The organism is Amycolatopsis sp. NPDC051716, from assembly GCF_040681595.1.
Classification (GTDB): Bacteria; Actinomycetota; Actinomycetes; order Mycobacteriales; family Pseudonocardiaceae; genus Amycolatopsis.
In genome coordinates this window covers 14,635-40,353 of sequence record NZ_JBFAZA010000059.1, presented here as the reverse complement: position 1 = coordinate 40,353, position 25,719 = coordinate 14,635, and the positions used below count along the sequence as shown (strand labels likewise).

Genomic DNA, 25,719 nt, shown 5'->3' with positions numbered 1-25,719 from the left:
GCACCCAAGGCGGCCTTCGGTGCGTTCAACGCACCGAAGGCCACATTGGGGCGCTCTTCCCGGACGTCAAACAACTTGCGACGCGCGACACTAGCTCTCGCTCGGCTTCGGTTCCGCGTCCGCGTCCGCGTCCGCGGGCGGCTGCTGGACCGGTGTCCCCGCCGCCGGGGTGCCCGGGGCCGGCGTGCTCGCGACCGGAGTGCCCGAAGCCGAAGTGCCGGACGCCGAGGTGCTCGCGGCCGGGGCGCTCGAGGCCGTCACCTCGGACGGGACCGGCGCGCTCGCCTGGTGGCGGCCCGCGTCGTAGTCCTCGTCGAACGGGTCGACGATGTCCGCGATCTCGCCCAGGTCGCGCAGCAGGCGCTCGAGGCGGGACGGGCCCGCCGTCGGGACCACGCTGGCCAGCACCCACTCGTTCTCCAGCCAGGCCACGCCGACGTCGCCGCCCAGCTGGTCCGCCGCGTCGACGAGCTCCTGCGTGATCACCACGCGAGCGCCGTCCGCGTCGTCCGCGAAGGCGTAACGCGCTCCGATCGGGCCGAGCATCTCGGGCATGTCCGCGCGCTGGAACGGGACGCTGGACAGCCACATCTCGATCGGGATGCGGTGCTTCTTGTTGCAGCGCACCGCGACCACCACCGCGGGGATCTGGCCCTCGGTTTCGATGTCGAAGATGAACACCGGGCGGCGGCCGTCGGAGGTGAAGGTCGAACCCGCCACCACGTTCACGGCCGCGTCCGCGCCGAAGTAGCCGATCGCGCCGTTGGACCACTGCTGCGGCAGCCGCTCGTCCTCCTCGACGAACTGCCAGCCGCGCAACTGCGCCCAGCGCATTCGCTCGCGGTTGCGCGAGCCCTCCTTCGCCCGGTCGGCGGCGAGCAGCCCCAGCCCCGCCACCAGGGCGACGGCCGCGATGACGAACCAGATCCACGCCGGAATACCCACGACCGTCAGCGTATCGCCTGTTACGCCGGGGGGATGATCGCCGGTACCCGTGTCGCCGGGCCCATTCGGAGCATTTTCCGCGTCAGCCGGGTCGACAAATCGGCATGAACCACTGTGGACAGCCGTGAAGGCCACCTCGGGCGAGGTGGCCTTCACGAACGGTCAGACGCGGGTGACGGTCAGCGCCGCACCGGCCTCCAGCTCCGGGCCGTCGACGCGCACGGTGTCGCCGTCCCGGACCTCGCCCGACAGCAGTTCCTTCGCCAGCTTGTCGCCGATCGCCGACTGGACCAGCCGCCGCAGCGGGCGGGCGCCGTAGATCGGGTCGAAGCCGTTGAGCGCGAGCCACTCGCGGGCACCGTCGGTGACCTCCAGGTTCAGCCGCCGCTGGGCCAGCCGCTTGGCGAGCCGGGCGATCTGGATGTCCACAATGGACGTCAGCTGCTCGGTGCCGAGCGAGTGGAACACCACGATGTCGTCGAGCCGGTTCAGGAACTCCGGCTTGAACTGCCGCTGCACCACCTCGAGCACCGCGTCCCGCCGCTGCCGCTCGTCGAGCGACGGGTCGGCGATCGCCTGCGAACCGAGGTTCGAGGTCAGGATCAGGATGGTGTTGCGGAAGTCCACCGTCCGGCCCTGGCCATCGGTCAGCCGCCCGTCGTCGAGGACCTGCAGCAGCACGTCGAAGACGTCCGGGTGGGCCTTCTCCACCTCGTCGAGCAGCACCACCGAGTACGGCCGGCGCCGGACGGCCTCGGTCAGCTGCCCGCCCTGGTCGTAGCCGACGTACCCCGGCGGGGCACCGACCAGGCGCGCCACCGAGTGCTTCTCGGCGTACTCGCTCATGTCGATGCGCTGCATCGCGCGCTCGTCGTCGAACAGGAACTCGGCCAGCGCCTTGGCCAGCTCGGTCTTGCCGACGCCGGTCGGGCCGAGGAACAGGAACGAACCCGTCGGCCGGTCGGGGTCGGCGACGCCGGCCCGGGCGCGGCGCACCGCGTCCGAGACGACCTGCACGGCCTCGGCCTGCCCGATGACGCGCCGGGTCAGCTCCTCTTCCATCCGGAGCAGCTTGCCGGTCTCGCCCTCCAGCAGCCGGCCCGCCGGGATGCCGGTCCACGCGCTGACCACGTCCGCGACGTCGTCCGCGCCGACCTCTTCCTTGAGCATGACGTTCTGCTGGCTGGCCTCGCTCGCCGCGGTGGCCGCTTCGAACTCCTTCTCCAGCGCGGGGATCCGGCCGTAGCGCAGCTCGGCGGCCTTGCCGAGGTCGCCGTCGCGTTCGGCGCGCTCCGACTCGCCGCGCAGCTGCTCGAGCTGCTCCTTGAGCTCGCGGACGCGCTCGATGGAGCCCTTCTCGTTCTGCCAGCGCGCGGTCAGCGCCGTCAGCGTCTCCCGCTTCTCGGCCAGTTCGGCACGCAGGTTGGCGAGCCGCTCCTTCGAAGCGGCGTCGCTCTCCTTGGCGAGCGCCATCTCCTCGATCTCGAGCCGGCGCACGGCGCGCTCGACCTCGTCGATCTCCACCGGCCGCGAGTCGATCTCCATGCGGAGCTTCGACGCGGCCTCGTCGACCAGGTCGATCGCCTTGTCCGGCAGGAAGCGCGCGGTGATGTAGCGGTCGGACAGCGTCGCGGCGGCGACCAGCGCGGCGTCCGTGATCCGGACACCGTGGTGCACCTCGTAGCGCTCCTTCAGCCCACGCAGGATCGCGATGGTGTCCTCCGGCGACGGCTCGCCGACGAGCACCTGCTGGAAGCGCCGCTCCAGGGCGGCGTCCTTCTCGATGTGCTGGCGGTACTCGTCGAGGGTGGTCGCGCCGACCATCCGCAGCTCACCGCGGGCGAGCATCGGCTTGATCATGTTGCCGGCGTCCATCGCACCGCCCTCGCCGGTCGCCCCGGCGCCGACGATGGTGTGCAGCTCGTCGATGAAGGTGACGACCTCGCCCGCGGAGTCGGTGATCTCCTTGAGCACGGCCTTCAGCCGCTCCTCGAACTCGCCGCGGTACTTCGCGCCGGCCACCATCGACCCCAGGTCGAGGGCGACGACGCGCTTGCCGCGCAGCGACTCGGGCACGTCCCCGGCGACGATGCGCTGGGCCAGCCCCTCGACGATGGCCGTCTTGCCGACGCCCGGCTCGCCGATCAGGACCGGGTTGTTCTTCGTGCGCCGCGACAGCACCTGGACGACGCGGCGGATCTCGGTGTCGCGGCCGATGACCGGGTCGAGCTCGCCGGCGCGGGCGCGCTCGGTGAGGTCGACGCCGTACTTTTCGAGCGCCTTGAACGTGCTTTCGGGGTCCGCGCTGGTGATCCGGGCCGAGCCGCGGACCTTGGCGAACGCCTCCTGCAGCGCGTCCGGCGTCGCACCGTGGCGCTTGAGCAGGTCGGCGACCTGGCCGCCCTCGGTCGCGAGCCCGACGAGCAGGTGCTCGGTCGAGACGTACTCGTCGCCCAGCTCGGTGGCGAGCTTCTGGGCGCGCGTCAGCGACTTGACCGCGTGGGTGTCGAACTGCGGGCTCGACACCGTCGCGCCGGTGGCGGACGGCAGCGCCGCGATGAGCGGCTCGAGCTCCTTGTGCACCACCTCCGGGTCGGCCCCGACCGCGGTCAGCAGCGGTGCGGTCAGCCCCTCACCCTGCGCCAGCAGGGCGCCCAGCAGATGGGGGGCCGACACGTGCGGGTTGCCGGCCATGGTGGCCGCCTGCGCCGCGGACGAGATCGCCTGCTGGGTCTTCGTGGTCGGGTTGAAAGCGTCCATCCCTCACCTCATGCTCGGTACTGCGAGAAAGTCCTGGTGACAGGCCTGACCGTGACCCGTCACTATCCCTAACGCACGAAAACTTGAGTCTGTTCCGCTCAACTCTGTCCGGGTGCGACCGCGCTCGCCGGCAACCGCGAGCCGAGCGTGCCGAGCCCGGCCACGGCGAGACCGGCGCACGCCCCCACCAGCACCCAGGGTAACCAGTCGGCGACCGAGAACAAGGCCACCACGGCGGGCGCGATCACCTGGGCCACGGTGAACGCGTACTGGTACGCGGCGAGATAACGGCCGCGGGCGACCGGAGGTGCCGCGGCCTCGGCGAGCGCCCCCGATCTCGGCCCGAAGACCAGGTCGCCGGCGGCGAACACCAGCGTCGACACCAGCAGGTACACCACCCGCCAGCCGTCGGGCACGAGCAGCACGCCCAGGCTGACCAGGCACCACGCGGAGAACAACGCCGAGCCGACGCGCATCGCCGCGATCCGCGTCAGCCGGGCGGTGAGCCGCAGCGCGAGCGTGCCGCCGACGCTGGTCAGCACGGTCAGCAGGGCGAGGATCGCGCCCGGCAGCCAGACCGGGCCGTGCAGCCGGTCGAGCACGAACACCGGCGTCCCGATCAGGAAGAAGTCCAGCGAGAGCCCGAAGAGCCCGCTGAAGACGATGAGGGCCAGGTACGGCCGGTCACGCAGCACGCGGACCGACCGCTCGCGGACCGGCCGGTGCGGCCGCGCGAGCCGGACGAAGGAGACCAGGATCAGCGCGGCCAGGAAGAACGTCAGCGCGTCCACGGCGAGCGCGATGCGGTAACCGGAGTTCCCGAGCCACGTCAGCATCGCTCCCGCCGCCAGGCCGCCCAGGCCGAAAGAGGCGGCCCGCACCATCCCCACTTCGGCGAACGGCCGGTCCTTCGGGCCGTCGCCCGCGACGTCGGCGATGAGCACGAACAGGGAGCTGTAGAAGAGCTGCTGCCCGGCGGACAGCAGGACGGCCGCGACCACCACCGGGCCCGCGCCGTCGGCGATCAGGTACGCCCCGATCCCGGCGGCCTGCAGCAACTGGGCGCAGGTCACCACGGTGCGCGGCCCGACGCGGTCGACGAGCCGGCCGGCGAGCGGCGGCACGAGGAGCCCGCCGACGGCACCCAGGGTGACGGCGGTGCCGGCCACGGCCAGCGGCACGCCGACCACCTGCGTCACGTAGACCAGTGCCAACGGGAGGAACAGCCCTGAGCCGAAGTTGTCGATCCCCAGCGCGCACAGCAGTGCGACCCGGTCACGCGTCACCCCACCGACGTTAACCCCGACGAACGCCGCCAAGTCAGGACCGAACGGACAGTATCCGCAGGCGGAAGAGCCACTTCGGGTATGCCTCTTCCCCGCGGGGTCACTTGTTCGTGTCAGCCAGCCAAGCGTCGCTGCCGAGGGCACGGCGGAGATCGGTGTTCATCTCCGCGAGCCGGGCGGTGAGGTCGGTGACGCGCTCGTCGTCCCAGCCGCCGAGCGCCTTCTCCATGAACTCGACGTAGTTGGCGCGCCAGCGCGCGAGCTCGGCCCGGCCCTTCTCGGACACGCTCACCAGGGACGCCCGGCCGTCTTCGGGCGCGGGACGGCGGTCGACCAGCCCGGCCGCGGACAGCTGGGTGATCTGCCTGCTGACGACCGAAAGGTCGACGAACCGGCGTTTCGCCAGCTCGGACGGCCGCGTCTCGCCGTTCTTCGCCAGGTCGGACAGCAGCATCGCGGCCGCCGGGTGCAGCCCGGGCTCGCTCTGCCAGGCTTGCATGATCCAGGCGTGCTGGAGCTGGGAAGCCGTCTTCAGCTCGCGCATGAGCTCGACCCGGACGTCGTCGTCGGTGTTGTCGAAGCCCGCAGACACCACTGACACCTCCCTTAGTTGTGCCATACAAGTATATTGCCGGACACTTGCTCGGGACAACCATCTCTCCGGTGAGGTCGCCCACGCCTGACCGGGGCGAATACACCCGGTCGGAGCAACAATGCGGGCAAAAGGGCCCCCGGCGGCTACCCTGCGGACGGGCGGTGCGCGCAGCGCAGGCGAGTAACGTTGAGTGACGAGGTGGCAGCAGTGGCGAAGGACCCCGGAGGCGGTCCCCGACCCGTGAACAACCCCCGATGACAGCCGACTCCGTCAGCCCGCTCCCCAGGTCGTCGGCCCCGCGTGAAGCCCCCGCGGCCGTGACCGCGATGGTCCGGCTCATCCGGGACAGCTGGGCCAGGTCCGAGCCGTACATCGCCGACATCTCGCAGTTCTTCTACGGGATGCTGTTCACTCTCGCGCCGACCACGCGCGACTTCTTCCCGATCAACATGGAGATCCAGCGCGGCCGGCTGGTGCGCGCGCTGGTGCACATCGTGCAGATGGTCGACCGGCCCGACGACCTCGCGCCCTTCCTGCGCCAGCTGGGCCGCGACCACCGCAAGTTCGGCGTGGTGCCCCGGCACTACGAAGCGGTCGGCACCGCGCTGCTGGCGTCACTCAAGAACCACCTCGGCCCGGCGTGGACGCCCGAGGTCGAGCGGGCGTGGGCCGAGGCGTTCACCATCGCCGCGCGGGCCATGCAGGACGCGGCCGCGGCCGACACGAACCCGCCGTCGTGGTCGGCCACCGTGGTCGAGCACCGGCGGCTGACCTGGGACCTCGCCCTGGTGCGGCTGGTGCCCGACCAGCCCGTGCCCTACCACCCCGGCCAGTACGTGAGCGTCGAAGTGCCGCAGCGGCCACGGCTGTGGCGCTACCTCTCGCCGGCGAACGCGCCGCGCGAGGACGGCGGCATCGAGTTCCACGTCCGCGCGATCGACGGCGGCTGGGTCTCCCGCGCCATCGTCAGCCACACCCAGCCCGGCGACGTCTGGCGCCTCGGGCCGCCGCTGGGCCGGATGACGGTCGACCGCGAGTCCTCGCGGGCCGTGCTGATGATCGCCGGCGGCACCGGCGTCGCGCCGCTGCGGTCGATCCTCGACCACCTCGCGCTGTGGGGCGAGAACCCGAAGACCCACCTGTTCTACGGCGGCCCGGCCCGCGAGGACCTCTACGACCTCGAAGAACTGCGCGCGCTCGCCGCGACGAACCCGTGGCTGACCGTCACGCCGGTGGTCGAACGCGGCGGCGACGTCCCCGGGTTCGAGCAGGGGACGCTGGCCGAAGCCGTCACGCGGTACGGCTCCTGGCCCGGCCACCACATCCTGGTGTCCGGCTCACCGGCGATGATCCGCGCGACGGTGTCGCGCATGCTGGTCGCCGGCAGCGCGCTGGACCAGATCCAGTACGACCCGTTCACGATCGACTAGCCACTGACGGCCGCTGGCAATCCGCCGTCCGGTGAATGATTCGTTACGCATCGGAAATCGGTGACCAGTAACGGATGAATCCGAAGTCGTGATCATTTTCACGCAGCGACAGGCGGGGTTTACCGGGCGTACCTGAATTGCTCCGTTCGAGCGGGAACGCGCGGAATCACGCGCATCTACACGGGAATTCGCCTACAGTCGGGAACCCTCGGGGGCGGCACCGCACGGCGACGCCGCATGCACGGCGCGAAAAAGCCTTTGCACGACTGGAGATTACCGTTCCCGATGAGTGCTGAATCCGTGAAGATCTCCACCATGCCCGAGACGCTTCCCGTTTCGGCTGTGGCAGGTCGAGAGATGGCCCGGTTGATTCGTGAGAGTTTCGCGGAGATCGAGCCGAAAGCCGACGAACTCGCGCAGTACTTCTACGGCGCGTTGTTCGTGGTTGCCCCCGATTGCCGTGATCTTTTCCCGGTCACCATGACGACCCAGCGAAGCCGGTTGCTGCGCGCACTGGTGTACGTGGTGCAGATGGTCGACCGGCCCGACGAGCTGGTCACCTTCCTCGGGCAACTGGGCCGCGACCACCGGAAGTTCGCCGTCGTCTCCCGCCACTACGACGCCGTGGGCGTCGCGCTGATCGCGGCGCTGAAACGGTTCCTCAAGGAGAAGTGGACCGCCGAGGTCGAATCCGCGTGGACCTCGGCCTACGGGCTCATCGCCAAGACGATGCGCGAGGCCGCCCAGGCGGAAACCGGGCCGGCGGCGTGGTCGGCGACCGTGCTCGAGCACCGGCGGCTCAGCCGCGACGTCGCCCTGGTCAAGGTGCGCACCGAGGGCCTGCTGCCCTACCGCGCGGGCGGGTACGTCAGCGTGGAAGTGCCCCAACGGCCGCGGTTCTGGCGGTACCTCTCGCCGGCGAACGCGCCCCGCGGCGACGGTCAGCTCACCTTCCACGTGCGCGCGGTGCCCGGCGGCTGGGTCAGCGGGAGCATCGTCAGCCACACCAGGCCGGGGGACGTGTGGCGCCTCGGGCCGTCGATGGGCGTCCTGAACGTCCGGCCGACGTCCGCGAAACGGCGGCTGCTGATGATCGGCGGCGGCACCGGGATCACGCCGCTGCTGGCGATCCTCGACGACCTTTCGCGCTGGAAGCGGAACCCGCCCGTGCACCTGTTCTTCGGCGGCCGGCGACCGGAAGACCTGTACGCGCTGGAGGAGCTGCGCCGGCTGGCCACGACGTCGAAGTGGCTGACGGTCACCCCGGTCACCGAGGAGGGCGCGCTGTCCGGCGGCGACCGCGGCACGCTCGGCCACGCCGTCACCCAGCGCGGCACGTGGGGCGACCACGACGTTCTCGTTTCCGGTTCGCCGCCGATGATCCAGGCGACCGTCGCCAAGCTGCTGGCCAGGGGAATCGATCTGGAACGAATATCCTACGACCCCTTCACCCTGGACTGAGATTTGTCCGGAATGCGCTGAGAAACTCTCAGCGTGGGGCGCGGAAGCGGCGGTGGCTCGCTATCTTCGCCGATATGGAGATGACTATTCCGGTTTCGGACGGGACCATCGGCGGCTACCTGGCGGAGCCCGCGGGCGCGGGACCGCACCCCGGCGTGGTGCTCATCCACGACGCGTTCGGGCTGAGCCAGGACACGAAGAACATCACCGACCGGTTCGCCCGCGAGGGGTATCTCGCGCTCAGCCCGGACCTGTATTCACGCGGCGGCATGTTCCGCTGCGTGCGGCGGGTGTTCTCGGACATGTTCGCCAACCGCGGCCGGGCGTTCGACGACATCGAGGCGTCCCGCGCGCTCCTGGCCGCGCGGCCGGACTGCTCGGGCCGCATCGGCATCGCCGGGTTCTGCATGGGTGGCGGCTTCGCGCTCGTCGCCGCGTCACGCGGGTTCGAAGCGTCCGCGCCGTACTACGGGCAGCTGCCGAAGAACCTGTCGGTGCTCGACGACGCCTGCCCGGTCGTCGCCAGCTTCGGCAAGAAGGACTTCGGGCTGCGCGGCGCCGCGGCGAAGCTCGAGACGGCGCTCACCGAGCGCGACATTCCGCACGACGTCAAGGAGTACCCGGACGCCAGCCACGGGTTCGCCAACAAGATCGACACCGCGGCCCCGGTGAACCTGCTGCTCAAGGTCGTCGGCTTCACCTACCACCACGAAGCGGCCGAAGACGCGTGGAGCCGAGTGACGTCTTTCTTCGGCGAACACCTGCAGCAGCCGGCCCGACCTTCGCACTGATCCGACCGGAGCAGCGGTTTCGTCGAACGGCGGTAGTTCGTTGACCGTTGTGCCCGAATCGACTTATGGTCTAGACCACGTCTTCCCCGGACGTGCTCGTTCGTCCTCCCCTCCGGAACGACGCTGTTCCCCCTCGAGGAGCCGAAATGACCTGGAAAAGAAAGCTCTTCGCGGCCGCTGCCGGCGCCCTGCTCGCGCCGGTGCTGGTCGTCGTCCTCCCCGCCACCAGCGCGAGTGCCCACGGTTACGTGTCCGATCCGCCCAGCCGGCAGGCCAACTGCGCGGCCGGGAAGGTCTCCGGCTGCGGCGAGATCGTCTACGAACCGCAGAGCGTCGAAGGCCCGAAGGGGCTGCGCAGCTGCAACGGCGGGTTGTCGCAGTTCGCCGAGCTGACCGACGAGTCGAAGCCGTGGCCGGCCAAGTCGGTGGGCACCACGGTGACGTTCAACTGGGTGTTCACCGCCCGGCACTCGACGTCGAACTACGAGTACTACGTCGGCGGCACCCGCGTCGCGGTGTTCAACGGCAACAACCAGCAGCCGCCGTCGACGTTGTCGCACACGGTGAACCTGGCCGGCTATTCGGGCCGGATCAAGGTGCTGGCCATCTGGAACATCGCGGACACGGCGAACGCGTTCTACAGCTGCGTCGACCTCCAGGTGGGTGGCGGCGGCACCCCGCCGCCGACGACCACCCCGCCCCCGACCACGACCCCGCCGCCCACCACGACCCCGCCCCCGACGACCAAGCCGCCGACGGGTGGCACGTGGGCGGCGGGCACGGCGTACAAGGCGGGCGACGTCGTGACGTACGGCGGCGCGAGCTACCGCTGCCTCCAGCCGCACACGGCGATCGCGGGCTGGGAGCCGCCGAACACCCCGGCGCTCTGGCAGCGCCAGTGAGAGTGGTCCTGGCCGTCGTCGCGCTGCTGCTGGCCGGATGCGGCAGTGGCGCGACGGCGGCCGCCCCTTCGTACAACGCCGCCGACGTGATGTTCCTGCAGATGCTGATTCCCCAGAACCAGCAAGGGATCGAGATCGTCCGCCTGGCCGCGGCCCGGCCGTTGCCGGCCTCGGTGAAGGAGCTGGCGGCGGCGATCGAAGTGACGCAGCAGACCGAGGTCGGCGACATGCGGCGCTGGCTCCACGACTGGAACCAGCCCGAGACGGTGGCCCCGCAAGCGCACGCGGGCCACGGCGGCATGAAGCTGACCTCGCCGGACCTGGTGGGCGCGCTCCGGTCGGCCCCGGACACCGAGTTCACCCGCCGGTTCCTGGACGTCCTGACGGGACAGCAGCAGGGAGCGGTCGAGCTGGCCCAGACGGAGAACGGGACCGCCGGCGGCGTCAACGCGCAGGCCCGGGACCTGGCTCGCCGGGTCATCGAGTCCCGGACGGCGGAGGTCAAGCAGTTGCTGAACACCAAGACGTAACCCGCGGCGCGGCCGCGAGCAGCCGGGAGGGACTGCTCGCGGCCTCACTTTTCACGAACAAAGGCCTCCCCGGTCGCCCGGGGAGGCCTTCGCCGCTTCGTCGCCGCGGTGGTCAGCGGCGCTTGGGCCGCCAGACCACCAATGCCGTCTGCTGGTTGAGCGGCACCAGGTCCCGGCGGTAGGACGCGTGCGCCGCCGCCGCTGCCTGCTCCGCCGCCACGTACGCCGCCGTCAGTTCCTCGGTCAGCTCGGTGATCCGGGCGCGGAGCGCGTCGACCTGGTTTTCCAGCTCGATGATGCGCTTGATGCCCGCCAGGTTGACGCCGTCCTCCTGCGACAGGCGCTGGACCTCGCGCAGCAGCGCGATGTCCCGCATCGAGTAGCGCCGCCCGCCGCCGGCGGTGCGGCCCGGGGAGACCAGGCCCTGCCGGTCGTACGTGCGCAACGTCTGCGCGTGCATCCCGGCGAGCTGCGCCGCCACCGAGATGACGAACACCGGGGTCTCCTCGTCCCCTTCCTGGGGAATCCCGCCGAACACCACTCTCACCTACCTTGCAGCAGCTCGGTGATCTCGGGCCGGGGGTCGTGCCCGGCCATCGCCTCGGCGTACGCCTGCAGTGCCTCGCGCGCCTTCTCGTCCAGTTTGGCGGGAATCGCCGCCTGGAGGGTGACGAGCAGGTCACCTTGCGAACCGTCGCGCTTGGCGATGCCCTTGCCGCGCACGCGCAGCACCCGTCCGCTCGCGGTGCCCGGCGGCACCTTGAGCGAGACCTTGCCGTCCAGCGTCGGCACCGTGATCGTGGTGCCGAGCGTCAGCTCGGTGAAGTCCACCGGCACGGTGAGCGTCAGGTCGAGCGACTTCGGCTTGCGGCCGAACAGCGGGTGCGGCGCCACGTGCACCCGGACGTACAGGTCGCCCGCCTGCGCCCCGCCCCGGCCCGGCTCGCCTTGGCCGGCCAGCCGGATGCGCTGGTCGTCGTCGACGCCCGGCGGGATCCGGACGGTCAGCGTGCGGGTCCGCGTGCTGATGCCTTCGCCGCCGCACTCGGGGCACGGGTCGTCGATGATCGTCCCGCGGCCGCGGCAGTCGCGGCACGGCTCCGAGAACGCGAACGCGCCCTGGCTGCGGCTGACCAGCCCCGACCCGGAACAGGTCGGGCAGGTCCGCGGCGTCGTCCCCGGCCGGGCGCCGTTGCCGCTGCACGTGGCACAGGTCGCCGGGCTCGACAGCCGCAGCGGCAGGGTCGCGCCCTTGACCGCCTCGGTGAAGTCGATCCGGACGTCCGTCTCGACGTCGGCACCGCGCTGCGGCCGGTTCGCCGTCGCGCCCGCCGAGGTCCGGCCACGGCCGAAGATCCCGCCCAGGATGTCCCCGAGCCCGCCGAAACCACCCTGCTGACCCGCGCCGGCACCGGCCTGGCCGAAGATGTCGCCCATGTCGAAGCTGCCGCCACCGCCGCCACCGGGGAAGTTGAAGCCACCCCCGCCGCCGAACAGGCGCCGCGCCTCGTCGTACTCCTTGCGCTTGCTCGCGTCGGAGAGCACGCCGTAGGCCTCGGAGACCGCCTTGAACTTCTGCTCCGCCTGCGCGTTGCCGGAGTTCGCGTCCGGGTGGTTCTCCTTGGCCAGCTTCCGGTAGGCCTTCTTGATTTCGTCCGCGGTGGCGTCGGAGGAGACGCCCAGTTCACGGTAGAAGTCCTTACCGATCCATTCCCGTGCACTCATCGGGCGCCTCCTCCTTCCACTTGAACCGGATAGTGCTTACTGCTGTTGCTCATCGACTCCGCCGCCGAGTGGCAGCTCGCCACCCACGGACGGGTCCCCCGGGGCCGCACCGGGCTCGTGGTCGGTCACGCCGACCAGCGCCGCCCGCAGTACGCGATCCCCGAAGCGGTACCCGCGGCGCATGACCACGGTGACCGTCGGGCCCGCCACGTCCGGCGAGGTGTTGTGCTGGACGGCCTCGTGCACGCTCGGGTCGAAGGGCTCGCCCTCGGTACCGAACGATTCGAGGCCCGCGCGCTGCAGGCCGCTGATCAGCTTGTCGCCGACGGCCTTGAACGCGCCGGTGAGGTCGCCGTGCTGCTCGGCCCGCTCGAGGTCGTCGAGCAGCGGCAGCAGGTCGTTCACGACGGTCGCCTTCGCGCCGATCACGACCGCCTCGCGGTCACGCTCGACCCGCTTGCGGTAGTTGGCGTACTCGGCCTGCAGGCGCTGGAGGTCGGCGGTGCGCTCGGCCAGCTCCTTCTCCACGTCGGAGACGACCGACACCGCGTCATCCATGATCGTGTCGCCGAGCGAGGGGCCCGCGTGCTCCACGGGCGCCTCCTCCGGCTCCGGCGCGGCGTGGGCCGGACCGGGCGGGCGGACCTGCCCGGTCTGGGGGTCCACCCGCCGCCGATCCCGCACGACCACCGGCTCCTCGGGGCCGCGGCCCTGGTTCTCGGATTCGTCGTAGCTGTGGGTCACTTCTTCTCGTCCTCTTCGACGATCTCGGCGTCCACCACGTCATCGGCCTTGGCCTGGCCGCCGGCCGCACCGGCCTGATCCGCACCGGCCGCCCCCGAGGCACCGGCCGCACCGGCCGCCGCGTCGGCGTTCGCGTTGGCGTACAGGGCGGTGCCCAGTTCCTGCGAAGCGGTGTTCAGCTTCTCGATCGACTCGCGGATCTTGGTCGAGTCGGTGCCCTTGAGCGCTTCGTTCGACTCGTCGATCGCGGACTTGACCTTGGCCTTGAGGTCCTCGGGCAGCTTGTCGTCGTTGTCCTTGAGGAACTTCTCGGTCTGGTAGACCAGCGTCTCCGCCTGGTTGCGGGTCTCGGCCTCTTCGCGCCGGGTCTTGTCTTCCTCGGCGTGGGCCTCGGCGTCCTTGACCATGCGCTCGATGTCGTCCTTCGGAAGCGCGGAGCCACCGGTGATCGTCATCGACTGTTCCTTGTTCGTGCCCAGGTCCTTCGCGGTCACGTGCACGATGCCGTTGGCGTCGATGTCGAAGGTGACCTCGATCTGCGGCACGCCGCGCGGGGCCGGCGGGAGACCGGTCAGCTCGAACATGCCGAGCTTCTTGTTGTGCGCGGCGATCTCGCGCTCACCCTGGAACACCTGGATCTGCACCGACGGCTGGTTGTCGTCCGCGGTGGAGAAGATCTCCGAGCGCTTGGTCGGGATCGTGGTGTTGCGCTCGATGAGCTTGGTGAAGACGCCACCCTTGGTCTCGATGCCGAGCGAAAGCGGCGTGACGTCCAGCAGGAGGACGTCCTTGACCTCGCCCTTCAGCACACCGGCCTGCAGCGCCGCGCCGACCGCGACGACCTCGTCCGGGTTCACGCCCTTGTTCGGCTCGCGGCCGCCGGTCAGCTCCTTGACCAGGTCCGACACGGCCGGCATGCGGGTGGAACCACCGACGAGCACGACGTGGTCGATGTCGCCGACGGCGATGCCCGCGTCCCGGATGACGTTGTTGAACGGGTTCCGGGTGCGCTCGAGCAGGTCCGCGGTGATCTTCTGGAACTCGGCGCGCGAGAGTGTCTCGTCGAGGAACAGCGGGTTCTTGTCCGCGTCCACGGTGATGTACGGCAGGTTGATGCTGGCCGAGTTCGAGCTGGACAGCTCGATCTTCGCCTTCTCCGCCGCCTCGCGGATGCGCTGCAGCGCCATCTTGTCCTTGGTCAGGTCGATGCCGTTCGTGGCCTTGAACTTGTCGACCAGCCACTTGACGATGCGCTCGTCCCAGTCGTCACCACCGAGGTGGTTGTCACCGGAGGTGGCGCGGACCTCGACGACGCCCTCGCCGATCTCCAGCAGCGAGACGTCGAAGGTGCCACCACCGAGGTCGAAGACCAGGATGGTCTGTTCCTTCTCGCCCTTGTCCAGGCCGTACGCCAGCGCGGCGGCGGTCGGCTCGTTGACGATGCGGAGCACGTTCAGGCCGGCGATCTGGCCGGCTTCCTTCGTGGCCTGCCGCTGGGCGTCCTCGAAGTACGCCGGGACGGTGATGACCGCGTCGGTGATCGTCTCGCCCAGGTACGCCTCGGCGTCGCGCTTCAGCTTCATCAGCACGCGCGCGCTGATTTCCTGGGAGGTGTAGTTCTTCCCGTCGATCTCGGTCTTCCAGTCGGTGCCGATGTGCCGCTTCACGGACCGGATGGTCCGGTCGACGTTCGTGACGGCCTGGTTCTTCGCCGGCTGGCCGGTCAGCACTTCGCCGTTCTTGGCGAAGGCGACGATCGAAGGGGTGGTCCGGGAGCCTTCCGAGTTGGCGATGACCGTCGGCTCGCCGCCCTCAAGGACGGCGACGACCGAGTTGGTCGTGCCGAGGTCGATGCCGACCGCTCGCGCCATGGTGCTTCCTCCTGTTTACGGCTGCTATGTTCGTGACCTGCACGTTCGTCCTCGCCTTGAGCGAGGCTCTGGCAAGTTTTATCGGGCCTTCGCGCACTCCGTCAAGCTGGACTTGAGTCGACTGCGCTCAACCTCTGTACCCAGCCTAACGAGGCGGTTCTGCTTCTTGTTCCCGGGGCCGGTGGGCGAGGGCCCTGAACCTCCTGTGACGCCGCTCACCCGGCAGTCCGGCTCACCGGCAGACCGCCCGCGACCAGGTGTATTGCCAGCGGGGACACCCCTGGGCGCCGGGCGGGCGCCCCGAGAGCCCCGGGAACGCTAGACCCCGCCCAGCGACCCGAACCAGCTCACCGGCAGATCGCCCCACGACCAGGAACGACGCCCCTCACCAGGTACGCCACCTCGGCCGCCCGGGCGCAGGCGGTGTTGAACAGGCCCGTGTGGCCGTCGTCGGTGCGGGTCAGCAGCGCCGCGCCGTCGATGCTCGCCGCCAAGCCGCGGGCCCAGGCCAGCGGTGTCGCCGGATCATGGGCGCCGCCCACCACGAGGATCGGTGGAGCGCCGTGGACCGGGTGTGGCTGGGGTGGGTTCTTCGGCGGGATCGGCCAGCCCGTGCATCCGCTGGCGAAGTCCCAGTACTCCGAGTACCGCCAGCTGTGCGGGGCCACCGCACGCACCAGCCGGGCCATCCGGTCCAGGTCCGCCGGCCCGGTGAACGGCGACGGGAAGTCGTGGCAGCCGATCGCCCGGTAGGCCCCGTAGATCGGGGACAGGAACTGGTTCCGCTCGGTCAGCCCCTTCGCGTCCGGGAACTCGCCGCCGGCCGCGGCCAGGTCCCGGCCCAGTGCCGGCCAGTCGTCGCGGAGGTAGAGGTGGCCGTACACCCCCGCCGAGACCTCGTCGGCCGTCGCGGGCCGGCCCAGGTCGCTCGACCAGATCAAGCCGCGCGCCGCCCTGGCCACGACGTCGTCGTAGAAGCGCAGGACGTCCTGGCCGTGCAGGGCGCAGCCGGTCGCGGCGCGGCACCAGTCCGCGAACCGGACCAGCGCGTCCTCGGTAGCCGCGGCCTCCTCCAGGATCGCCTGGTTCATCGGCCGCGCGTGGTCGATCGCGCCGTCGAGCACCATCGCCCGCACCCGGCCGGGGTGCTTCGACGCGTAGACCGCCCCCAGCTCGGTGCCGTAGGAGAGGCCCAGCCACGAGATCTTCGGCTCGCCGAGCGCGGCCCGGATCGTCTCGATGTCCTCGGCCGCGCTCTGCGTGTCCGCGTTCCGCAGCAGCGGCCCGGTGCGGGCCAGGCAGTCCGCGCCCGCCCTGCGGTTGTGCGCCACCAGCGCGCCGAACCCGGCCCGCGTCGACGGGAACCGGTTCAGGGCCGGATCGAACAGCGTCGCCGGGTCGCACGTGATGCGGGGCGTGCTGTACCAGTCGCCGCGGGGGTCGAACCCCACGACGTCGAACCGCTGCCGCAGCTGCGCGAGATCCGGCGAAGCCAGCCCGCCGAACTGCACGAAGCCGACGCCGGAGCCGCCCGGCCCACCCGGGTTCACCAGCAGCGAGCCGAGCCGCCCGCCCGGATCGAGCGCGGGCAGCCGGGCCAGGGCCAGCTGCGCCGACCCGAGTTCCGGCCGCGCGCGGTCGATCGGCACGTCGACCGTCGCGCACTCCGCCGACGGCTCCTGCTGCGTGGCGCACGGGCGCCAAGTCAAAACCGACGCTGAGGCGACGGCCGGTACCGCCGCCATGCAAACGACCGCCGCGATGACCGCGACGACCCGGCGCACGTCCATGATGTGGTTCCTCCCCCTGCACGCCGGCCTTCGGCGTGCTTCCTTCCTAACAGCGGCCACCGACAGTTCAGGAGTGGCGGGCCGTCCAGGAAGAGAAGAAGAAATCCGGGTTTCCTTGCTGCACAACGACTTCTGCCGGGGTGCCCACCCAAGAAGTCACCCGATAGTGGGAATCCACGGCGACCGGTACCCCCTGCGCCGGCGTTTCCGCCGGCGCACCGCGCGAGAAGCCCACGGCCCCGAACATCGCGACCGCCCCCAGCAGCGCGGCCACCAGCACCCGCCGTTCGATCCTGCCCATCGAAATGCCCCCGTAGTAAGAGAAAGGTCAGGCCGCGCGGACCGTGACGCTGCCGCTGGCGGTCGTCAGGTCCAGCACGTGCTGGGCGGACCCGTCGGTCGGGACGCCGAACTCGCGGTGCCCGCTGTCGCTGTTGCCCTCGACGCGGTACGGCCCGCCCGGCACGGCCAGCTCGATGCTGCCGCTGTCGGCGTGCACCTTCACGTCGTTCGCCTGGGCCAGCGTGAAGTCGACGCTGCCACTGGAGGACGTCACGTCGACCGGGCCGCGCACGTCGCGGCCGGTGATGCTGCCGGAGTCGCTCTGCAGCTGGACTTCGCCGACGTCCCGCAGGTCGATCGAACCGCTGTCCAGCACCAGTTTCACCGCGCCGGAGACGTCCTCGACGCGGGCTTGCCCGGAATCGGCGTGAACGTCCACACTCGACACCCCGGCGATGTCCAGCCCCCCGGAGTCGACGTTCCCCGTGACCGGCACCCCGCGCGGCACGACGACCTCGAAGTCGACCGAGCAGTTCACGCCGCAATCGCCGAGCACCAGCTGGTCGCCGTCGACGCGGTAGAAGGGGCCGCTCGGCTTGCTCCGCCAGTGGTAGCTGACCTCTTCGTGCACCGTCGACGGCCCGGAGCCGGTGCGGATCTTGACCGATCCGGCGTCGCCCTCCAGCTTCACGCTGCGGATGGTCTGCGCAACGGTGCCGGTGTTGTCGAAGTCCGAACCCCAGCCCCACCCGAGCGCGGTCGCCAGGCCGACGCCGATCAGGACGATGCCACCCAGAGCCAGAAGCGGGCGCGCCATGGTCGTTGGTCCCCTCAGTGTTTGTTTCCTCTGCGTGAGAAACGTTATGACGAGGTGAAGGGGCCGTACATGGGGGTAACCCCCCGAAAGACCCTGAGATACCTCCCTGAGACGCGGGGACGGTGCCCTGGGCCTAACCTGGCGAAGTCTCCAGTTCCATGATCAGGAGGATCCATGCCGCAAGCACCCGGCCCGTACGAGTCCCTGCCCGACGTGCCGTCCTTCACCCTCCGCAGCAACGACGTCGCCGACGGCGAAACCCTGGCCACGCCCCACTTGTCCGGCATCTTCGGCGCCGGTGGCGAGGACCGTTCGCCGCACCTGGCGTGGGACGGCTTCCCCGCGGAGACGAAGAGCTTCGCGATCACCTGCTACGACCCGGACGCCCCGACCGGCAGCGGATTCTGGCACTGGGCGGTGTTCAACGTCCCGGTTTCGGTGACGGAGCTGGCGTCCGGCGCGGGAGACGGCTCGGGCCTGCCGGAAGGCGCGGTGACGCTGAAGGGCGACGGCGGCGTCAAGCAGTTCCTCGGCGCGGCACCCCCGCCCGGGCACGGCCCGCACCGCTACTACTTCGCGGTGCACGCCCTCGATCTGGACAAGCTGGATGTGCCGGAGGACGCGACGCCGGCGTTCCTCGGCTTCAACATGTTCGGGCACACGCTGGCCCGCGCGGTGATCACGCCGGTGTACGAGAACAAGGGCTGAGTTTTCGCACGACGGGCCCGGCGCTGTTGCGGATCGGCAACGGAGCCGGGCCCGGTTTTGTCGGACCCCGCTGACACACTGCGGTCATGCCACCACCGATAGCGACACCCCGGTCGAGAGCGCTGGGGTTCGGACTGCGGAAAGCGCGGAAGGCGCGCGGGTACGGGCTGCGCGAGCTGGCCCGCGCCACCGGCGTGCACGCGGCCGAGCTGTCCAATTGGGAGCTCGGCCTGCGGGTGCCCCGGATCGAGGAGGTCGCGCCTGCTCGGGCAGCTGCGGGTGCTCGGCGAGGAGCGCGACAGGCTGTTCGACCTGGCCCGCACCGCGCGCGAGCCGAACTGGGCCGAGAAAGAGATGCCGGACGCGCCCGCGATCCTCACGACGCTGGCCGAGTATGAGCGCACCGCGGCCGCGATCTTCAGCTGGCAGCCGATGCTGGTGCACGGCCTGCTGCAGACGCCCGACTACGCCCGGGCGATCCTGTCCTACGGCGGTTCTCCCGCACAGGTGGTCGAGCAGCGGTTGCGGGTGCGCATGGTCCGGCAGGCGGCCATGCGCGAGTACCGCGCGCCGGAATGCTCGTTCCTGCTCGGGGAGGTCGCGCTCCGGCAGCAGATCGGCGGCGTCGCCACCCTCACCGACCAGCTGCGGCACCTCGTCGGTCTCCCGCGGCGGCTGGCGGTCCGGGTGGTGCCGTCCGGCGGCGATTTCCACCCCGGCCTCAACGGTTCCTTCGCCGTACTCGAGTACTCCGACCTGCCGTCCATCGTCTTCTTGGACCAGCATCGCGGGAGCGCCTACCTCTACGATGAGGATCAGGTGGCGGACTACAAGTCGGCCGCGAAGACCGTGGCATCCCTCGCCTTGGACGTGGACGAATCCCGCGCGTTCATCGAGGGGGTGATCGCCGAACTGGAGGCCTGACGTGACCTGGCGGAAGTCGACCTACAGCGGCCAAGAGGCCGATTGCGTGGAAGTGGCGCTGGCGCCGGTGGTGCGGATCCGTGACACGAAGGACCGCCCGGGCGGAACCCTCGAAACATCCACCCGATCGTGGGACGCCCTCCTCGCCGACCTGCGTTAGCCGGCGAAGTTCGCCGCGTTGGGACCCTCACGCTCCAGGTAGTGGCCCTTGGTGTGCTCGGCGAAGCCGAACTGGCGGTACAGCCCGTGCGCGTCGGCGGTGTGCAGCATCCAGCGGAACTGCGCGCCGGGACCGTTGTCGATCATCTCGCGGACGATCTCCTTACCGAGGCCGCTGCCGCGCGCGGAGTCGACGACGAAGACGTCGGCGAGGTACGCGGACGAGACGCCGTCCGAGAAGGCGCGGGCGAACCCCACCATCGAGCCGTTCCGGTAGGCGCCGACGACCCGCCACGAGCCGTCGACGGCGGCTTCGACCTGCGCACGGGTGCGCCAGCGCCCCCAGTAGGCCTCGGTGGAGAGGAACTTCCACACCACGTCGAGGTCCAGCCGCGCGCGGTCGTCGTCGAGCTCGTAGTCACCGAAGGTCCGCATGATCCGAAACTAAGACAGCCGTCAACGCGGTTTCAGCAGGTAGTCCACCACCGGACGCAGCTCGTCGGCCGACGGCGGCCCGTCGTCGATCAAGCCCTGGATGAGCAGCCCGTCGATGCCCGCGAGGAACACCCGGAAGGCCACTTCGTCGTCGTGGCGGACCATCGACGTCAGGACGTCCAGCCAGCGGCGCGCGGCCGGCCGCAGCTCCGGCTTCCGCGCGGCCAGGAGGTACAGCTCGTACTCCGCCATCGTGCGCCCGCGCCGCGGCCCCAGCGCCTCGGCGAGCAGGGCCGCGACCTCCTCGGCGCCGCGCGAACCGCGGGACCGGGCCCGGTCGATCATCCAGTAGACCTCGGTCGCCATGTCCCTGGCGCACGAGATGAGCGTGGCGACCAGGAGGTCGTCCAGCGACGAGAAGTGGTAGGTCGTGGACGTCGTCGGCACGCCGGCCTCGGCCGCGACCGTCCGGTGGGTGACGCCCGCGACGCCGTCGCGCTCGATGATCCGCAGCGTGGCCGCGATGAGTTCGGTGCGCCGCTTCTCGCCGCGAGCCTTCCGGCCGTCCACTTGCAGCTTCACCATAGGGTGAAAACTACCTGAACGATCGTCCCGAAACAAAGAGCGACGTACACCACATCGGTGGGACTTAGGGCCACTCAACGGGTTACTCATCAGTAAGGACGGTTAGTCTCCCCGCACCACCACTGCTTTGATCAACGCAGTTTCCCGGACGAAAGGCACCCGAACGATGGGCGCTCTGCAACTGACGCTCGGCGGAATCTCCGTCGTGCTCGGCCTCGTCGCCTGGGGCATGTTCGCCGCGACCATCGCCCGGTTCGTCCGGGTGATCCGCCTCGGCCAGCCCGACTCGACGCGCAACGGGCCGTTCATGCCGCGCATGAAGACGCTGATCAAGGAGTTCGCCGCGCACACGCGGATGAACCGGAAGCGCAGCGTCGGGCCGGCCCACTGGCTGGTGATGTGGGGCTTCCTGCTCGGCTCGCTCGCCCTGTTCGAGGCCTACGGCGAGGTCTTCGTCCCGACGTGGGGCTGGCCGATCCTCGACGACTTCCCGCCGTTCCAGCTGCTCATGGAGCTGCTCGGGCTCGGCACGATCGTCGGCATCCTGGTCCTGATGGCGATCCGGCAGCGCAACCACCCGCGCCGCGCCGACCGTCAGTCGCGCTTCGCCGGCTCCAACTTCAAGTGGGCGTACTTCATCGAGGCCGTCGTCCTCATCGAGGGCATCGGCATCATCGGCGTCCGGGCCGCGAAGTCCGCGCTGAACACGCACGAAGGGCCGCTGTGGGCGTCCTTCGTCTCGAACCCGATCGGCCAGCTGCTGCCGGCCAGCCCGAACCTGGTCACGGTCTTCGCGTTCGTCAAGCTGATGAGCGCCACGGTCTGGCTGATCGTCGTCGCACGCACGATGACCATGGGCATCGCGTGGCACCGCTTCAGCGCGTTCTTCAACATCTACTTCAAGCGCGAGGCCGACGGCGGCGTCGCCCTGGGCGCGCTCAAGCCGATGATGAGCGGCGGCAAGGTCCTCGACCTCGAGGAAGCCGACCCCGACGAGGACACCTTCGGCGTCGGCAAGATCGAAGACTTCAGCTGGAAGGGCTGGCTGGACTTCTCCACGTGTACCGAGTGCGGCCGCTGCCAGGAGCAGTGCCCCGCGTGGAACACCGGCAAGCCACTGTCTCCGAAGCTGCTCATCACGCAGCTGCGTGACCACGCCTACGCGAAGGCGCCGTACCTGCTGGCCGGTGGCAAGCGCGACATGGCGGGCGACGAGGTCGGCCTGTCCGGCGACAACATGTACGCGGGCATCGACGTCCTCGCGATCGCCGAGTCGCAGAAGGCCCTGATCGGTGATGACGGCGGCGTCATCGACCCGGACGTCCTCTGGTCCTGCACCAGCTGCGGCGCGTGCGTCGAGCAATGCCCGGTCGACATCGAACACGTCGACCACATCGTCGACATGCGCCGCTACCAGGTGATGATCGAGTCGTCGTTCCCCAACGAGCTGAACGGCATGTTCAAGAACCTGGAGAACAAGGGCAACCCGTGGGGCCAGAACGCCAAGGACCGGCTGGCCTGGACCGAAGACCTCGACTTCGAGGTGCCGGTGTTCGACGGCGACATGGGCGACGCGGAATACCTGTTCTGGGTCGGCTGCGCGGGCGCGTTCGAGGACCGCGCGAAGAAGACGACGCGCGCGGTCGCGGAGCTGCTGCACATGGCCGACGTGAAGTACAAGGTGCTCGGCTCGGAGGAGTCGTGCACCGGTGACCCGGCGCGGCGCGCCGGCAACGAGTTCCTCTTCCAGATGTTGGCCCAGCAGAACGTCGAGGTCCTGAACTCGGTGTTCGAGGGCCGCGAGCGCAAGGCCCGCAAGGTCGTCGTGACCTGCGCGCACTGCTTCAACACCCTCGCCAACGAGTACCCGGAACTGGGCGGCCAGTTCGACGTCGTGCACCACACGCAGCTGCTGAATCGCCTGGTGCGGGAGAAGCAGCTGGTGCCGGTGGCGCCGGTCGCCGAGGACGTCACCTACCACGACCCGTGCTACCTCGGCCGCCACAACAAGGTCTACGAGGCGCCGCGTGAGCTGGTCGGCGCGACCGGTGCGCGGCTGCGGGAGATGCCGCGGCACGGCGACAAGTCGATGTGCTGCGGCGCGGGCGGCGCGCGGATGTGGATGGAAGAGAAGATCGGCAAGCGGATCAACGTCGAGCGCGTCGACGAGGCGCTCGGCACCGCGCCGTCGAAGATCGCCACCGGCTGCCCGTTCTGCAAGGTGATGCTGAACGACGGCCTCACGGCCCGGCAGGCCGACGGCAGCGCGAGCGAGAAGGTCGAGATCGTCGACGTCGCGCAGATGCTGCTGGAGTCGGTCAAGCGGAAGCCCGAACCGAAGCCGATCGCGCTCGGAGCGCCGTCACTCGCGGAGGAGTGACACATTTCCCGAGAACGCACGGCCCCGGTCAGGACTCCTGACCGGGGCCGTTTTCGTGATCGGCAAGATTGGCAATCAGGTAGCCATTCCATTACCCGTTGTCACACCTTTGTCCTGTCCGGCAGGCCCGCTAGCTGGGACTTCGTGAAAGTAATCGATTTCCTGAAAGATGTTCATGATAATCACCGAAATGGCCCATCAGGTTGGGGAGAAACGGCGGCCTGAACCCTGGACAAGCGGCGTATCCTGGCCTTTCCTCGCCGCCGCCGTTGCCAGCGAGGGCACCATTGTCGATCAAGGAATCAGGGGGCGGCACGGATGGCCGAGGACCGGCGGACCACTACGACCGGCCGACACGCACTCCACCCCATCCCGGACGACATCCGGCTTGCCCAGGACTACGTACCCACGCAGCGCACCCTCGTGCGCCCGTACGTCCTCACGCGCGGGCGGACGCAGTCCCGGCGGCACCTCGCGATCGAAGCGATGGTCTCGACGCGGGCCGAGGCGCACTGGGACGGCGCCCGGGTGACCGGCGAGATCCGGTCGGTGCGCTCACTGTGCCTGCACCCGCGTTCGGTCGCCGAGGTCGCGGCCACGTTGAGCGTGCCGCTCGGCGTCGTGCGCGTCCTGCTCGACGACATGGCCGAACAGGGCCTGGTGACCATCCACGACAGCCGGACCAGTGCCGACGGCCGGCCGGCGATGGCGCTCATGGAACGCGTTCTGCACGGCCTGCGCCGCCTCTGAGCACTACGCTCACCAAGGTGAGCGAGGAAGAATCCGGGAACTCCGGCGGCGAAAGCACCCTGACCGTCCTGCTCGCCGGCGGGGTGAACCTGGCGATCGCCATCATGAAGCTGGTCGCGGGCATCATCACCGGCTCGGGCGCGATGCTGTCCGAAGCGGCGCACTCGGTGGCCGACACGATCACCGAGGTCCTGCTGCTGACAGCGCTGAAGCGCTCGGAGCGCCCCGCCGACCGCGTGCACCCCTTCGGCTACGGCAAGGAGCGGTACTTCTGGTCGCTGCTCGCGGCCGTCTCGATCTTCGCCTCGGGCGCGATGTTCGCGCTCTACGAGGGCGTTTCGACGCTGCTCGGGCACGGCGAAGCGCAGAGCACGTCGTTGCTCAGCTACATCGTCCTCGCCGTGGCGTTCCTGCTCGAGGGCACGTCGTGGCTGCAGGCGGTGCGCCAGGTCCTCCGGGAGTCCCGTGCGGAAAACCGCTCGGTGTGGAGGTACCTGCGGCTCATCGACGACCCGACGCCGAAGACCGTGCTGTTCGAGGACTCGGCCGCGCTGATCGGCCTGCTGCTCGCCTTCGGGGGCATCGGCCTGCACCAGCTCACCGGCTCCGAGATCTGGGACGGCGTCGCGTCCATCGCCATCGGCCTGCTGCTCGCCTGCGTCGCGTACCTGCTCGGCCGCACCAACCGCGGCCTGCTGGTCGGGCGCCAGGCCGACCCGACCATCGTCCGCGGCATCCGCGACCACCTGACCGCCGCGCCGGAGATCGAAGCCGTCGTCGACCTGCAGACCATGCTGATGGGCACCGACCAGGTGCTGGTCTGCACCCGCGTGGACTTCGACGACTCGCTCGGCGCCGCGGACCTCGAACGCGCCTGCGTCCGGCTCGCGTCCGAGCTGACCGAGGCGTTCCACGATGTCACCGAGGTGTTCATCGAGCCGGTGCCGCGGTCCGATCCGGACCTGCGGGCGACGGTGCTGGCGCGGTACGGCGACATCGCCGAGCGGTGGAACAAGCCTTAGCGCCTTGCTGGCCTTGGTGATCCTCAGTACCCGAAGTCCTGGACCCAGTACCAGCCCGCGGTGGTGACGCCGACGCCGATCTTCTTGAGCGAGCAGTTCAGGATGTTGGCGCGGTGGCCTTCGGAGTTCATCCAGGAGTCCATCACCTGCGCCGCGGACGTCTGCCCGCGCGCGATGTTCTCCGCGCCCGGCTTCGGGTAACCGGCCTGCTTGATGCGCTGGTCGAAGGTCGTGCCGTCGGGGCTGGTGTGGGAGAAGAACTTCTCGGCCGACATCTGGTCGCTGTAGTCCTGCGCGGCCGTCGTGACGTGCGATTCCTCGGTCAGCGGCTCACAGCCGGCCTTGGCGCGCTCGTCGTTGACCAGCGCGATGACCTGAGCGGCCGTCGAAGGCGCGACCCGGGCGGCGGGCTTGGTGGTCGACGGCGGCGGCGGCGCTTCGGACGTCGAGGGCTGCGGCGCGGCGGACGTCTCGCTCGGCGTGGGTTCCGCGCTGGAGGACGTCGGAGCGGGGGCCGAGCTCGAGGGCGCGGCGGGCTGACCGGGGGTGGTGGTCTGGACCTGGCGGCCGGAGACGTCGGTCCCGCTGCCACTGCCGGCGCCGGCGGGCGCGTTGGGCAGGACCAGCGCCGCGGCGCCGAGCTCCGCGGTGTTTCCTTCAGCGGTGGCCATCCAGGTGCCTGCCGCGGCGGAAAAAACGCCGAGCAGCACACTGAGTGACACGATCACCACGTGCGCACGTTCACCAATGGGGGACACGGCGCAGGAACGTATCACGGGACAATTACGACGAGAACCCTACGAACGCACTGGTCACATTTCCCGTCG

25 protein-coding genes and 1 pseudogene are annotated in these 25,719 nt (G+C 70.0%); 12 read left to right on the top strand and 14 right to left on the bottom strand.

The features are described from left to right. Positions 1 to 288: 288 nt before the first annotated feature. The 4 genes and pseudogenes from AB0M30_RS45025 to AB0M30_RS45010 all read right to left on the bottom strand — a co-directional run. Positions 289 to 945: pseudogene (locus tag AB0M30_RS45025) on the bottom strand (hypothetical protein); the annotation flags it as partial. Positions 946 to 1,107: 162 nt separating this feature from the next. Further along, positions 1,108 to 3,705 carry an ATP-dependent chaperone ClpB gene (gene clpB / locus AB0M30_RS45020; protein ID WP_364598059.1) on the bottom strand — a complete coding sequence of 866 codons (2,598 nt, stop codon included), beginning with the start codon at positions 3,703 to 3,705 and terminating at the stop codon, positions 1,108 to 1,110. Between the two features lie 98 nt (positions 3,706 to 3,803). Next, complete coding sequence (locus tag AB0M30_RS45015) at positions 3,804 to 4,991, bottom strand: MFS transporter (protein ID WP_364598056.1); 1,188 nt, start codon at positions 4,989 to 4,991, stop codon at positions 3,804 to 3,806. A 100-nt stretch (positions 4,992 to 5,091) separates the two neighbouring features. Beyond that, positions 5,092 to 5,535 carry a MarR family winged helix-turn-helix transcriptional regulator gene (locus tag AB0M30_RS45010; protein WP_364598066.1) on the bottom strand — a complete coding sequence of 148 codons (444 nt, stop codon included), beginning with the start codon at positions 5,533 to 5,535 and terminating at the stop codon, positions 5,092 to 5,094. A 305-nt stretch (positions 5,536 to 5,840) separates the two neighbouring features. Here AB0M30_RS45010 and AB0M30_RS45005 point away from each other — a divergent pair, with 305 nt between their 5' ends. The 5 genes from AB0M30_RS45005 (at position 5,841) to AB0M30_RS44985 (ending at position 10,700) form a co-directional block, all read left to right on the top strand. Then, positions 5,841 to 7,016, top strand: a complete 1,176-nt coding sequence (locus tag AB0M30_RS45005; protein ID WP_360165075.1) for a globin domain-containing protein — start codon at positions 5,841 to 5,843, stop codon at positions 7,014 to 7,016. 357 nt (positions 7,017 to 7,373) lie between these two features. Continuing rightward, positions 7,374 to 8,477, top strand: a complete 1,104-nt coding sequence (locus AB0M30_RS45000) for a globin domain-containing protein (RefSeq protein WP_364598051.1) — start codon at positions 7,374 to 7,376, stop codon at positions 8,475 to 8,477. Between the two features lie 74 nt (positions 8,478 to 8,551). Next, on the top strand, positions 8,552 to 9,268 hold the full coding sequence (locus tag AB0M30_RS44995) for a dienelactone hydrolase family protein (protein ID WP_364598048.1): 717 nt from the start codon (positions 8,552 to 8,554) through the stop codon (positions 9,266 to 9,268). Positions 9,269 to 9,414: 146 nt separating this feature from the next. Then, positions 9,415 to 10,170, top strand: a complete 756-nt coding sequence (locus AB0M30_RS44990; protein ID WP_364598046.1) for a lytic polysaccharide monooxygenase — start codon at positions 9,415 to 9,417, stop codon at positions 10,168 to 10,170. Next, entirely contained in the window at positions 10,167 to 10,700 is a 534-nt protein-coding gene (locus AB0M30_RS44985) for a DUF305 domain-containing protein (RefSeq protein WP_364598044.1), read from the top strand. The genes AB0M30_RS44990 and AB0M30_RS44985 overlap by 4 nt, the downstream gene beginning before the upstream one ends. A gap of 112 nt (positions 10,701 to 10,812) precedes the next feature. Here the strand turns inward: AB0M30_RS44985 and AB0M30_RS44980 are convergent, their stop codons facing one another. From AB0M30_RS44980 to AB0M30_RS44950, 7 genes are all read right to left on the bottom strand, one after another. Next, positions 10,813 to 11,238, bottom strand: a complete 426-nt coding sequence (locus tag AB0M30_RS44980) for a helix-turn-helix transcriptional regulator (RefSeq protein WP_360166575.1) — start codon at positions 11,236 to 11,238, stop codon at positions 10,813 to 10,815. Between the two features lie 5 nt (positions 11,239 to 11,243). Next, positions 11,244 to 12,425, bottom strand: coding sequence for a molecular chaperone DnaJ (gene dnaJ / locus AB0M30_RS44975; RefSeq protein WP_364598042.1), 1,182 nt, complete (start codon positions 12,423 to 12,425; stop codon positions 11,244 to 11,246). A gap of 36 nt (positions 12,426 to 12,461) precedes the next feature. Beyond that, positions 12,462 to 13,169: a nucleotide exchange factor GrpE gene (gene grpE, locus AB0M30_RS44970; RefSeq protein ID WP_364598039.1), complete on the bottom strand. Its 708-nt coding sequence runs from the start codon at positions 13,167 to 13,169 to the stop codon at positions 12,462 to 12,464. Next, positions 13,166 to 15,040, bottom strand: a complete 1,875-nt coding sequence (gene dnaK / locus AB0M30_RS44965; protein WP_103338017.1) for a molecular chaperone DnaK — start codon at positions 15,038 to 15,040, stop codon at positions 13,166 to 13,168. The genes grpE and dnaK overlap by 4 nt, the downstream gene beginning before the upstream one ends. 347 nt (positions 15,041 to 15,387) lie before the next feature. Further along, positions 15,388 to 16,830 (bottom strand): alpha/beta hydrolase, encoded by a 1,443-nt coding sequence (locus tag AB0M30_RS44960; RefSeq protein ID WP_364598036.1) that lies wholly within the window; start codon positions 16,828 to 16,830, stop codon positions 15,388 to 15,390. A gap of 67 nt (positions 16,831 to 16,897) precedes the next feature. Further along, complete coding sequence (locus tag AB0M30_RS44955) at positions 16,898 to 17,131, bottom strand: hypothetical protein (RefSeq protein ID WP_364598033.1); 234 nt, start codon at positions 17,129 to 17,131, stop codon at positions 16,898 to 16,900. A 27-nt stretch (positions 17,132 to 17,158) separates the two neighbouring features. Beyond that, positions 17,159 to 17,929 (bottom strand): DUF4097 family beta strand repeat-containing protein, encoded by a 771-nt coding sequence (locus AB0M30_RS44950; RefSeq protein WP_364598030.1) that lies wholly within the window; start codon positions 17,927 to 17,929, stop codon positions 17,159 to 17,161. 174 nt (positions 17,930 to 18,103) lie between these two features. Here AB0M30_RS44950 and AB0M30_RS44945 point away from each other — a divergent pair, with 174 nt between their 5' ends. The 4 genes from AB0M30_RS44945 (at position 18,104) to AB0M30_RS44930 (ending at position 19,721) form a co-directional block, all read left to right on the top strand. Beyond that, a complete protein-coding gene (locus AB0M30_RS44945; protein WP_364598027.1) occupies positions 18,104 to 18,637 on the top strand; it encodes a YbhB/YbcL family Raf kinase inhibitor-like protein in 534 nt (177 codons plus the stop codon). 86 nt (positions 18,638 to 18,723) lie between these two features. After that, a complete protein-coding gene (locus tag AB0M30_RS44940) occupies positions 18,724 to 19,035 on the top strand; it encodes a helix-turn-helix transcriptional regulator (protein ID WP_364598024.1) in 312 nt (103 codons plus the stop codon). Continuing rightward, positions 18,917 to 19,561: a DUF5753 domain-containing protein gene (locus tag AB0M30_RS44935; protein WP_364598022.1), complete on the top strand. Its 645-nt coding sequence runs from the start codon at positions 18,917 to 18,919 to the stop codon at positions 19,559 to 19,561. The genes AB0M30_RS44940 and AB0M30_RS44935 overlap by 119 nt, the downstream gene beginning before the upstream one ends. 1 nt (position 19,562) lies before the next feature. After that, positions 19,563 to 19,721 carry a DUF397 domain-containing protein gene (locus tag AB0M30_RS44930; protein ID WP_103338023.1) on the top strand — a complete coding sequence of 53 codons (159 nt, stop codon included), beginning with the start codon at positions 19,563 to 19,565 and terminating at the stop codon, positions 19,719 to 19,721. Here AB0M30_RS44930 and AB0M30_RS44925 read toward each other — a convergent pair. Together AB0M30_RS44925 and AB0M30_RS44920 are read right to left on the bottom strand one after the other, a co-directional pair. Then, on the bottom strand, positions 19,718 to 20,155 hold the full coding sequence (locus tag AB0M30_RS44925) for a GNAT family N-acetyltransferase (RefSeq protein ID WP_364598017.1): 438 nt from the start codon (positions 20,153 to 20,155) through the stop codon (positions 19,718 to 19,720). The genes AB0M30_RS44930 and AB0M30_RS44925 overlap by 4 nt on opposite strands. Positions 20,156 to 20,176: 21 nt before the next feature. Beyond that, positions 20,177 to 20,737 (bottom strand): TetR family transcriptional regulator, encoded by a 561-nt coding sequence (locus tag AB0M30_RS44920; protein WP_199191268.1) that lies wholly within the window; start codon positions 20,735 to 20,737, stop codon positions 20,177 to 20,179. A gap of 169 nt (positions 20,738 to 20,906) precedes the next feature. Here AB0M30_RS44920 and AB0M30_RS44915 point away from each other — a divergent pair, with 169 nt between their 5' ends. From AB0M30_RS44915 to AB0M30_RS44905, 3 genes are all read left to right on the top strand, one after another. After that, positions 20,907 to 23,120 carry a (Fe-S)-binding protein gene (locus tag AB0M30_RS44915; RefSeq protein WP_364598014.1) on the top strand — a complete coding sequence of 738 codons (2,214 nt, stop codon included), beginning with the start codon at positions 20,907 to 20,909 and terminating at the stop codon, positions 23,118 to 23,120. 318 nt (positions 23,121 to 23,438) lie between these two features. Beyond that, on the top strand, positions 23,439 to 23,870 hold the full coding sequence (locus tag AB0M30_RS44910) for a DUF742 domain-containing protein (RefSeq protein ID WP_103338027.1): 432 nt from the start codon (positions 23,439 to 23,441) through the stop codon (positions 23,868 to 23,870). 17 nt (positions 23,871 to 23,887) lie between these two features. Beyond that, positions 23,888 to 24,892 carry a cation diffusion facilitator family transporter gene (locus tag AB0M30_RS44905; protein WP_364598011.1) on the top strand — a complete coding sequence of 335 codons (1,005 nt, stop codon included), beginning with the start codon at positions 23,888 to 23,890 and terminating at the stop codon, positions 24,890 to 24,892. Positions 24,893 to 24,915: 23 nt separating this feature from the next. On the opposite strand, the gene AB0M30_RS44900 is transcribed toward AB0M30_RS44905, so the two are convergent. After that, on the bottom strand, positions 24,916 to 25,623 hold the full coding sequence (locus AB0M30_RS44900) for a CAP domain-containing protein (protein ID WP_364598008.1): 708 nt from the start codon (positions 25,621 to 25,623) through the stop codon (positions 24,916 to 24,918). Between the last annotated feature and the right edge of the window lie 96 nt (positions 25,624 to 25,719).